This window comes from Rhodococcus sp. LMD (assembly GCF_056108245.1).
In genome coordinates this window covers 3,615,615-3,624,051 of record NZ_CM148557.1, presented here as the reverse complement: position 1 = coordinate 3,624,051, position 8,437 = coordinate 3,615,615, and the positions used below count along the sequence as shown (strand labels likewise).

General features: G+C 69.9%; 8 protein-coding genes. 3 read left to right on the top strand and 5 right to left on the bottom strand.

The features are described 5' to 3' along the window. Nucleotides 1-131 precede the first annotated feature (131 nt). Nucleotides 132-1,160 carry an alpha/beta hydrolase gene (locus tag ACWPQI_RS16820; RefSeq protein WP_010595609.1) on the top strand — a complete coding sequence of 343 codons (1,029 nt, stop codon included), beginning with the start codon at nt 132-134 and terminating at the stop codon, nt 1,158-1,160. Between the two features lie 82 nt (nt 1,161-1,242). Here the strand turns inward: ACWPQI_RS16820 and ACWPQI_RS16815 are convergent, their stop codons facing one another. From ACWPQI_RS16815 to ACWPQI_RS16795, 5 genes are all read right to left on the bottom strand, one after another. Continuing rightward, complete coding sequence (locus tag ACWPQI_RS16815; protein WP_017681446.1) at nt 1,243-2,226, bottom strand: lipase family alpha/beta hydrolase; 984 nt, start codon at nt 2,224-2,226, stop codon at nt 1,243-1,245. Nucleotides 2,227-2,345: 119 nt separating this feature from the next. Further along, nucleotides 2,346-3,203 carry an ABC transporter permease gene (locus tag ACWPQI_RS16810; RefSeq protein ID WP_017681445.1) on the bottom strand — a complete coding sequence of 286 codons (858 nt, stop codon included), beginning with the start codon at nt 3,201-3,203 and terminating at the stop codon, nt 2,346-2,348. A 7-nt stretch (nt 3,204-3,210) separates the two neighbouring features. Further along, nucleotides 3,211-4,062: an ABC transporter permease gene (locus ACWPQI_RS16805; protein WP_017681444.1), complete on the bottom strand. Its 852-nt coding sequence runs from the start codon at nt 4,060-4,062 to the stop codon at nt 3,211-3,213. Next, nucleotides 4,059-5,060, bottom strand: a complete 1,002-nt coding sequence (locus ACWPQI_RS16800) for a daunorubicin resistance protein DrrA family ABC transporter ATP-binding protein (RefSeq protein WP_010595606.1) — start codon at nt 5,058-5,060, stop codon at nt 4,059-4,061. Before ACWPQI_RS16800 ends, ACWPQI_RS16805 begins: the two co-directional genes overlap by 4 nt. 131 nt (nt 5,061-5,191) lie before the next feature. Next, the gene (locus ACWPQI_RS16795) at nt 5,192-5,887 is read right to left on the bottom strand and encodes a GntR family transcriptional regulator (protein ID WP_026137935.1); all 696 of its coding nucleotides are present in this window, start codon (nt 5,885-5,887) and stop codon (nt 5,192-5,194) included. Between the two features lie 142 nt (nt 5,888-6,029). Between ACWPQI_RS16795 and ACWPQI_RS16790 the strand changes: the two genes are divergently transcribed. After that, on the top strand, nt 6,030-7,694 hold the full coding sequence (locus tag ACWPQI_RS16790) for an amidase (RefSeq protein WP_040272334.1): 1,665 nt from the start codon (nt 6,030-6,032) through the stop codon (nt 7,692-7,694). 435 nt (nt 7,695-8,129) lie between these two features. Continuing rightward, nucleotides 8,130-8,435 (top strand): 30S ribosomal protein S10, encoded by a 306-nt coding sequence (gene rpsJ, locus ACWPQI_RS16785; protein ID WP_003938093.1) that lies wholly within the window; start codon nt 8,130-8,132, stop codon nt 8,433-8,435. Nucleotides 8,436-8,437: the final 2 nt, after the last annotated feature.

Below are 8,437 nucleotides of genomic sequence, written 5' to 3'. Positions count from 1 at the left end.
GTGCTGTCGATTCAGTACATGCTGCGCCGCAGGGCGCACCCCGGTCCGCCGGGGTTCGGGGACGCCCGCCTGCCGGGCCTGAGGAGGTTGACGGAATGAGTGTTGTCGAGTCGCGGAGCCGCGCTCGGAGGATGGGAGCAGCCGCGATCTCGGCGGCGGTACTTGCGCTGCCGCTGTTCACGGGCGCCTCGTTCGCCTCGGCCGACCCGGTGGCCGACACGCTGCAGCCCATCACGGCCGTCACGTCCGAGAACGGGTCGTACATCACCAAGATCGAGAACTACGGTGAGCAGCAGCTGCTCGTCTGGGTGTACTCGGCGTCGATGGACGAGGAGATCCTGCTGGACGTGTGGCGCCCGGCCGACACCAGCAAGCCCGCGCCGACGCTGTACCTGCTCAACGGCGCCGGCGGCGGCGAGGACATGGCCACGTGGCGGGGCCGTACCGACGCGATCGAGTTCTTCAAGGACAAGCACGTCAACGTCGTCTCGCCCGTCGGCGGCATGTTCAGCTACTACACCGACTGGAAGAACCCCGATCCGCAGCTCGGTGTGAACAAGTGGGAGACCTTCCTGACCAAGGAGATTCCGCCGCTGGTCGACGGGGCCCTCGGTACCACCGGAGTCAACGCCGTCGCCGGCATCTCCACCTCGGGCACCTCGGTGTTCCAGCTGCCCATGGCCGCGCCGGGGCTGTACCGGGGTGTCGCTGCCTACAGCGGATGCGCACAGACGTCCGACCCGATCGGCCAGCAGTTCGTCAAGATCACGGTCGAGACGTGGGGCAGCGGCGACACCGAGAACATGTGGGGACCGACGAACGACCCGATGTGGGCGGAGAAGGACCCGTACGTCAACGCCGAGAAGTTGCGCGGGCTCGAGATGTACATTTCCAACGGCAGCGGCCTGCCCGGTCCGCACGACACGCTGACCGGCCCGGAGATCGACGGTGACGCGGGAGTGCTGGCCAACCAGATCGTGGTCGGCGGCGTGATCGAGGCCGCAACCAACTACTGCACCCACAACCTGAAGAACCGGCTCGACAGCCTGGGCATCCCCGCGACCTACAACTTCCGCGAGTCCGGAACCCACTCGTGGGGCTACTGGCAGGACGACCTGAAGGACTCGTGGCCGGTGCTGCAGCGAGCCCTCGGCATCTGATCTCCGGTCCTCGGATCACTCGTACACGCGAACGGCCCCTCCCGGCGGGAGGGGCCGTTCGCGTGCCGCGACTGTCGAGTGTCTAGCCGGTGGGAGGCGCCGTGCACGGGGCCGGCACGGTCTCGGCGTACTGCGGATCGAGAGCCGACTTCACCAGGTGCAGCGACTCGGGCAGTTCGAGCAGGGCGAGGTGATCGGCCGGGCTGGTCGGACACGCGTCCTCGAGCCACACGTTGTGCACCACGCTGTTCTCGCTGGGCTGCAGGAAGGCATTCTCCGGTGGCGTGGCGACCGTGTCCTGACGGGTGGCGATCGAGGTGTACTCGATTCCCGGCAAGGTCTCGGCCCCGGAGTTGAGCCGGGCCAACACGCGCGATCCGATCAGCTGCTGACGTCCCGCGATACCGAAGACCATCTGCGCGAGGCGTTCGGTGGCCCATTCCTCGTTCCCCAGCCCGAGACGGGCGAACAGGGAGTACAGCTGCTGCATGCCATTGAACGTGGTTCCGTGGTTGGTGGCGCCGAGCATCACCAGTTTGTCGACCTTGTTGCGGTCCGGGTCCACCGGGTCCGCGCCACCCTCGAACCGCAGGTACTGGCGGGAGACCGGTCCACCCTGCGAGTGCCCCACGAGGTCGACCTGGTCCGCTCCGGTGTGAGTGAGCACCGCATCGACGAACTCGCCGACCTGCTTCGCGGAGTCCTCGATGCTCCCGACCCCCCAGACCATCAGCTCCGGGTCGACCAGCGAGCGGATGCCGCCGTAGTTCAGGGCGTAGACGCAGTAGCCGAGATCGGCGAGCTGCGGGGCTGCAACGGCCCACGTGCCGGTCATGTCCATCCTCGTCCCGTGGACGAGAACAACCGGCCGGGGATGCTCGGGGGAGGGCACACAGTCGAGGTCGTTCGCTCCGGCGGGACTCGGCCCCATCGAGTCGAGCAGCGCCGGCAAGGACGTGGGCTCCGCGGCAGTCGTGGGCTCCGCGGCAGCCGTGGGCAGTGCCGGCCCGGCGGCGGCCAGGGCGGCCGCCATCACGGCGACGGTGATCCGGCGGGCATACTTCATCGGCATTCCTCCGTGGGCCGCACTGGGTGACAGTGCCTCGGCTGCTTGCTGCAGCCGTTGTGCGGCCGCGGTCGGCGGACAGGATAACAGCCGGGGGTGGCCGCTCGGGGTCGCCGCGATCAGCCCTCCTCGGCCGCGCGCCGATAGCCCCGGATGGCCGGCACCGTGAACAAGGCGACGGCGAGGAAGAACCACAGCAGTGTCTTGACGAGCGGTTCGGCGAGCGGACCGCCCATCGCCAGCGCCTTCATCGCGTCGATCGCACACGACATCGGCTGGTTCTCCACGATCGGTTGCAGCCACCTCGGGTAGGCCATCACCGGGACGAACCCGGAGTTGAAGAACATCAGCAGGGTGCACCCGATCGACACCAGTTCCACGAGAGGCAGCTTGCTCGACATGGTGGCGAGGACGGTGACCATGAGGGCGAACCCGATCCCGAAGAGGATCGGGATCACCAGAATCCCGAGCACGGCGAGGTATCCCTGCGTGAACCGGAACCCCAGAGCCACCCCGGCCGCCAGGATGACGATGGTGGTGGCCAGCACCCGGACCGCCTCGGCGAACATCCGGCCCAACAGCCCGGCCGCCCGGTGGATCGGCAGGGTGTAGAAGCGGCCGAGCAGTCCCGTCTGCCGCTCCGTACGCAGACCCACGGCGCTGACCACCGAGCCGAACATGGCACCGACGAGGATGATCATCGGGACCGTGCCGTAGATCGCGGGCTGACCGGTCGCGGCGGTCACGGTGTTGCCGAGCACGACCCGGAACATCAGCAGGGTCAGCGCGGGGTAGAGCAGAGCCTGGATCATCGTCGCGGGATCGCGCGCCCAGCGCAGCAGCAGGCGCCCGCACTGGATTCGGCTGTGCTCCCACAGCGCCGCCGACGATCGCTCCGGGTGGGCGCGCGTGGGGTCCAGGAAGGCGAATGCGGCGCCGTCGGCGTCGACGGGCCGGGCGTCGGGCGTTCCGGTCATCTGCGGATCACCCCCGCCTCGTGCTGGCCCACACGGCGAGCGGCGCGAACACGAGCGCGAGACCCGTGCACCAGGCCACGGTGGGGAAGAGGACCTGCCAGGTGACGCCGCCCTCCGCCATGTCCTGCATGGCGAACGAGAACTGCGAGATGGGCTGGTTGCGGACGAACGGCCGGATCCACTCGGGGAAGCCCTCCTCCGGGACGAAGCCGCACGAGAGCATGCCGAGGATCAGCTGCGGCAGCGTCAGGGCCTGCGCGGTGGCCTCGGGACTCTTCGACAGCGTGCCGATCGCGTCGGCGCCCAGCGCCAGGACGAGACTGATCGCCAGGGCGGTGGCACAGAACAGCATCGCCTGGGCGAATCCCGCCGAGAACCGGAACCCGATCGCGTACCCGAACAGCAGCGCCCCCGCCAGGGACACGACGGACCGCAACATCGCGCTCGACATCCGGGAGAGCAGCGGGACCGCGCTGAACACGGGCATGGTCTGCAACCGGCTCGTCAGGCCCGTCATCGCCTCGCCCGAGGACAGCTGCGCCGCCGAGATGGCGGTGAACGCCATCGCCTGCAGGACGATGATCGGCATCAGGTACTGCGCGTAGTCGATGCCCTGCAGCGACATGACGAACTTCAGCGGCAGGTAGAAACCGAGGCCGAAGACGACCGGGGTGATCGCGGCGACGACGAGCTCGCCGTACCGCGCCATGGTGCGAACGGTGCGCATCGTGAGCGCACTCCACTGGTTGAGCACCGTCGGGTCGGCCCGTCGGTGCGAACCGACCCGCTTCTCCGGGAGGGTGATCTTCGCGTCGTGCCGCACCCGCTGGGCGCTGATGCTCTTGGTGTGCACGGTCACGCCGGCTCTCCCGTCGTCGGTTCCTGGGCATCGGCGCCGGCCGTGTGGCCGGTGAGGCTGAGGAACACGTCGTCGAGCGACGGCCGGCGCAGACCGATGTCGGCCAGCTCGATCCGGGTGGGTGCCAGCCGGCGCAGGGCCTCGGCGAGGGTCGCCGGACCGTGCGGCGCCGGGATGGAGACCCGGTCGTTGGAGTCGGACGCGGCCAGTTCCGCCCGGACGTCGCCCGGGACGAGGTTGCCGAGTGCGTGCACCACCCACGGCAGGGCCTTCGGATCGGCCGGGACGATCTCGCAGTAGCTGCCTCCGGTCGAGGCCTTGAGCTGGTTGGCCGTGCCCTCGGCGACGACGGTGCCCCGGTCGATGACGATGATGTTGTCGCTGAGCAGGTCGGCCTCTTCGAGGTACTGCGTCGTCAGCAGCACCGTGATGCCCTGCTTCTTGAGCGCGCCGACCAGGGACCAGACGCCCTGCCGGCTGCGGGGATCGAGACCGGTGGTCGGCTCGTCGAGGAAGACCACCTCGGGGCGCACGACGAGACCGCACGCGATGTCGACGCGGCGGCGCATGCCGCCGGAGTAGTGCCGCACCGCCCGTTTGCCGGCGTCGACCAGGTCGAATTCGCGGAGCAGATCGTCGGCGCGCTGGCGGGCGGCCGCGCGGTCGAGACCCATCAGACGGCCGAAGAGGATCAGATTCTCCCGGCCCGACAGCGTCTCGTCGAGGGCGGCGTACTGCCCGGTCATCATGATCGAGCGGCGCACGGCGGCCGGGTCGGCGACCACGTCGTGTCCCGCGATCACCGCGCGCCCGCTCGTCGGGCGCAGCAGTGTGGACAGGATCTTCACCGTCGTGGTCTTGCCGGCGCCGTTGGGACCGAGAATGCCGAGGACCGAGCCGCGCGGGGCGGAGAACGTGATGCCCTTGAGGGCATGGACGTCGCCGAACGACTTGTGCAGGTCGTCGACGAGGACCGCTTCGTCGTGGTATCTCAGCATCACTCTCCGCCGTGGAACTCTCGGTCGGCCGCTCGCGGACCCGTCGACGAGTAGATCCCGCCGTCACGCCGCGATGTTACCGGCCGCCCCGTGCGGTCCGGGTGGCCTGCGAGTGCCGCGCGGCGGCCGCGTCAGCTCCAGACGCCGATCTCGTCGAGGTGCCGGACCAGGCGCCGGGCCCCGTCGGTGAAGTGCCGGCGGGTCTCCTCACCTGCGGAATCGGTGTCCGCGCGGCCGAGCGCGTCGATCAGGCGGCGGTGCGACGCGACGGCGGCGGCGCCCCAGGCGGGGTCGGACGAATAGAAGTGCACCGGGGTGTAGCGGGTGGCGTTGAGTAGGAACCACGACAGTTTCCGCGCGCCGGTCACGCGGTTGAGGGTGCGGTGGAACGCGAATTCGAGGTCCTCGATCCGCGCCCCGTCACCGCCGCGCACCGCCTCGGCGAGACGTTCGTTGAGGTCGGAGAGTTCCGCGACGGTCTCCGGGGTGATCGCCGCCGCCGCCCGGCGCGCGAGCTCCTCCGCGATCTGTCCCTGCAGCCAGAACAGGTCGTCGATGTCGCCCCGGCTCAACGGCGCGACGACGTAACCGCGGTGTGGAACGAGCTCCACGAGTCCCTCGCCGCGCAGTGTGAGCAATGCCTCACGCACGGGGGTGACGCTCACGCCGAGTTCGGCGGCGGTCTCGTCCAGCCGGATGAAGTCACCGGGCCGGACCCCGCCGGACATGATGAGGTTGCGGACGTGCACCGCCACGTCGTCCGACAGCTGTGGCCTGCGGCGCAGCGGCCGGCCCCCGGACGCCCGGGACTGGGCAGAAGACGTCATCGGCACTCCCTACAGTCCTGCGTTCCGGTATACCGGTCGGTTCCGTCCGACGGATTATCGCGCACCGGTCACCCGCCGTGGGGGAGGGTGGCTCGGTGTGCTCGCCCTGCGGGTATGCGAAGCCGGCACTAACGTCGAGCCGGTGAGTCACCGAACGTCTCGGCGCCGATTCCTCGGCACCGCTGCCGGCGGCGTCGTCGGACTCGGATTGCTCCCCGGCGTACGTGCCGAGGCCCGGCCGGTGTCTCGTCTTCCCGACCCGGCGACCGTCCCGGCCACCGATCCGGCCATGTTGAGCGCGGTCGAGGCGGCCAGTCTGCTGCAGTCCGGACAGCTGCATCCGCGCGAACTCCTCGATGCGTACCTGCGCCGTACCCGGGACCACGACGGCGGCGTCGGCGCGTGGATCCACCTCTATCCGGACCTCGCCTATGCCGCCGCCGACGCGGCGGCCACCCGGCTCACCGCCGCCCGGACGACGGGCGAGCCCGTCTCGCCGGTGTGCGGGCTGCCGATCGCGCTCAAGGATCTGTTCGCGGTGGGCGGGCTTCCGCTCACGGCGTCGAGCAACGTGCTCCGGGACAACGTCGCCGCCGGGGATTCCGGCGTGTGGCGCCGGCTGCGGGACGCCGGGGCGGTCCTGCTCGGTCACGTGCACACCGACGAGTTCGCGATCGGTGTCGTGACCCCACAGGTGGCGAACCCGTGGAACCCGCGGTACTCCCCGGGCGGCTCGTCGGGCGGCAGCGCGGCCGCGGTGGCGGCCCGCTTCGCCCCCTTGTCCGTCGGGAGCGACACCGGCGGTTCGCTGCGGCTGCCGGCGAGCGCGTGCGGCGTCTCGACGATCAAGCCGACGTACGGGCGGGTCACCTCGCACGGGATGATCCCGCTCACCTGGACCAGGGACCATCCCGGCCCCATCGGGCACAGCCTCGCGGACGCCTCGCTGCTGCTCGGTGTCCTCGCGGGCGAGGAGACGGACGACCCGGTGACGGCCGGCGGCCCCGGCGTGCCCGAGGGGGGCTACCCGCTGACACCGCCCGCCGGGGCGACCCCGCTCGCGGGCGTCCGTATCGGCCTCCCGCACGGCGCGACCGACCGGTTGGCACCGGAGCTGCGGCGGCTGTTCGACGAGTTCCTCGCGACGGCGCGCGCACTGGGTGCCGAGCTCGTTCCGGTGTCGATGCCCCACCCGCCGGAGTCGCTCCTGGCCGGTGACACCGCGGAGATGGGCGCCTACCACCGGCAGTTCGCCGACCGGATCGGCGAGTACCGCATCGACCTCGCGCCGCTCGTCAGTGCCGCAGTGGCCTCTCTGGCGCTGCCCGTCGCCGACTACTTCTCGCTGGAGCAGGACCGGCTGCGTTATCAGCACCAGTACAACGCCATGTTCCGCGACCACGAGCTCGACGTGATCGCCCTGCCGGGCGCGCTCGACGACGGCTGTCCCCGCGATGCGTTCGCGGGTCTGAGCGTGCTGTCCGGGGTGGCCGGCGACGTCCAGTGGGCCAATTACACCGGCGCCCCGGCTGTTTCGTTCCCCGTCGGCCGCTCGGCGGTGACCGGGCTGCCGTTCGGCGTCCAGCTGGGTGCGCTGCCGTGGCAGGAATCCGGGTTGATCTCGGTGGGGCTGGCCCTGCAGGAGGCGCTGCCGGTGTGGCGCGAGGTGCCGACGGTCGCGCCGGCGGCGCGGGAACTGCCGGTGGTCACGCCGACGGTTCCGGGCCCGGGTCCCGATCCGACCAATACGCTCGGGGCGGCGGCGCCGGTGCGGACGCCGGCGACCCTGTCGACCGGAGGATTGTGACGGCCGTCCTGCCGACGCGAAGTTGAGAATGCCGGGGCGGTCCTGCATACTGGTCGGGTTGCCTTGACCGGGTCACGGTTTTCCGCGGCTCGGAACGAGATCGAGTGACAGTCGCGGATCGAGCCTGACGGCCTGGTCGCGGCCACATGCAAGACGGAAGCAGTACCTCCCTGTACCCGTACGGGTACATCCGGCAGGTCGGTCCGTGGTGTCGAGCATCGGTTCGACGCTGCGGAGCGAGCAGTAGGGCGACACGCCCGACCGCGTGTGCCGGAGAACAATGACAGATGAACAGCGGCATGCGGATCGGGTGCGCCCGGTCACGAGGTGTGGAGAGTGCTGTTCGCCGTCGCCGTTCGGGCGGAACTGTGCAGACGAGGTGGTTCCCGATTCGCTCGGGTGCTACGAAACGCGGCAAGAAAAGGACACATAAGCGTGGCGGGACAAAAGATCCGCATCAGGCTCAAGGCCTATGACCATGAGGCGATCGACGCATCTGCGCGCAAGATCGTCGAGACGGTGACCCGTACGGGCGCTCGCGTGGTCGGCCCGGTGCCGTTGCCCACCGAAAAGAACGTGTACTGCGTCATCCGCTCGCCGCACAAGTACAAGGACTCGCGCGAGCACTTCGAGATGCGGACTCACAAGCGGCTGATCGACATCCTCGACCCGACGCCCAAGACCGTCGACGCGCTCATGCGCATCGACCTCCCGGCGAGCGTCGACGTCAACATTCAGTGACT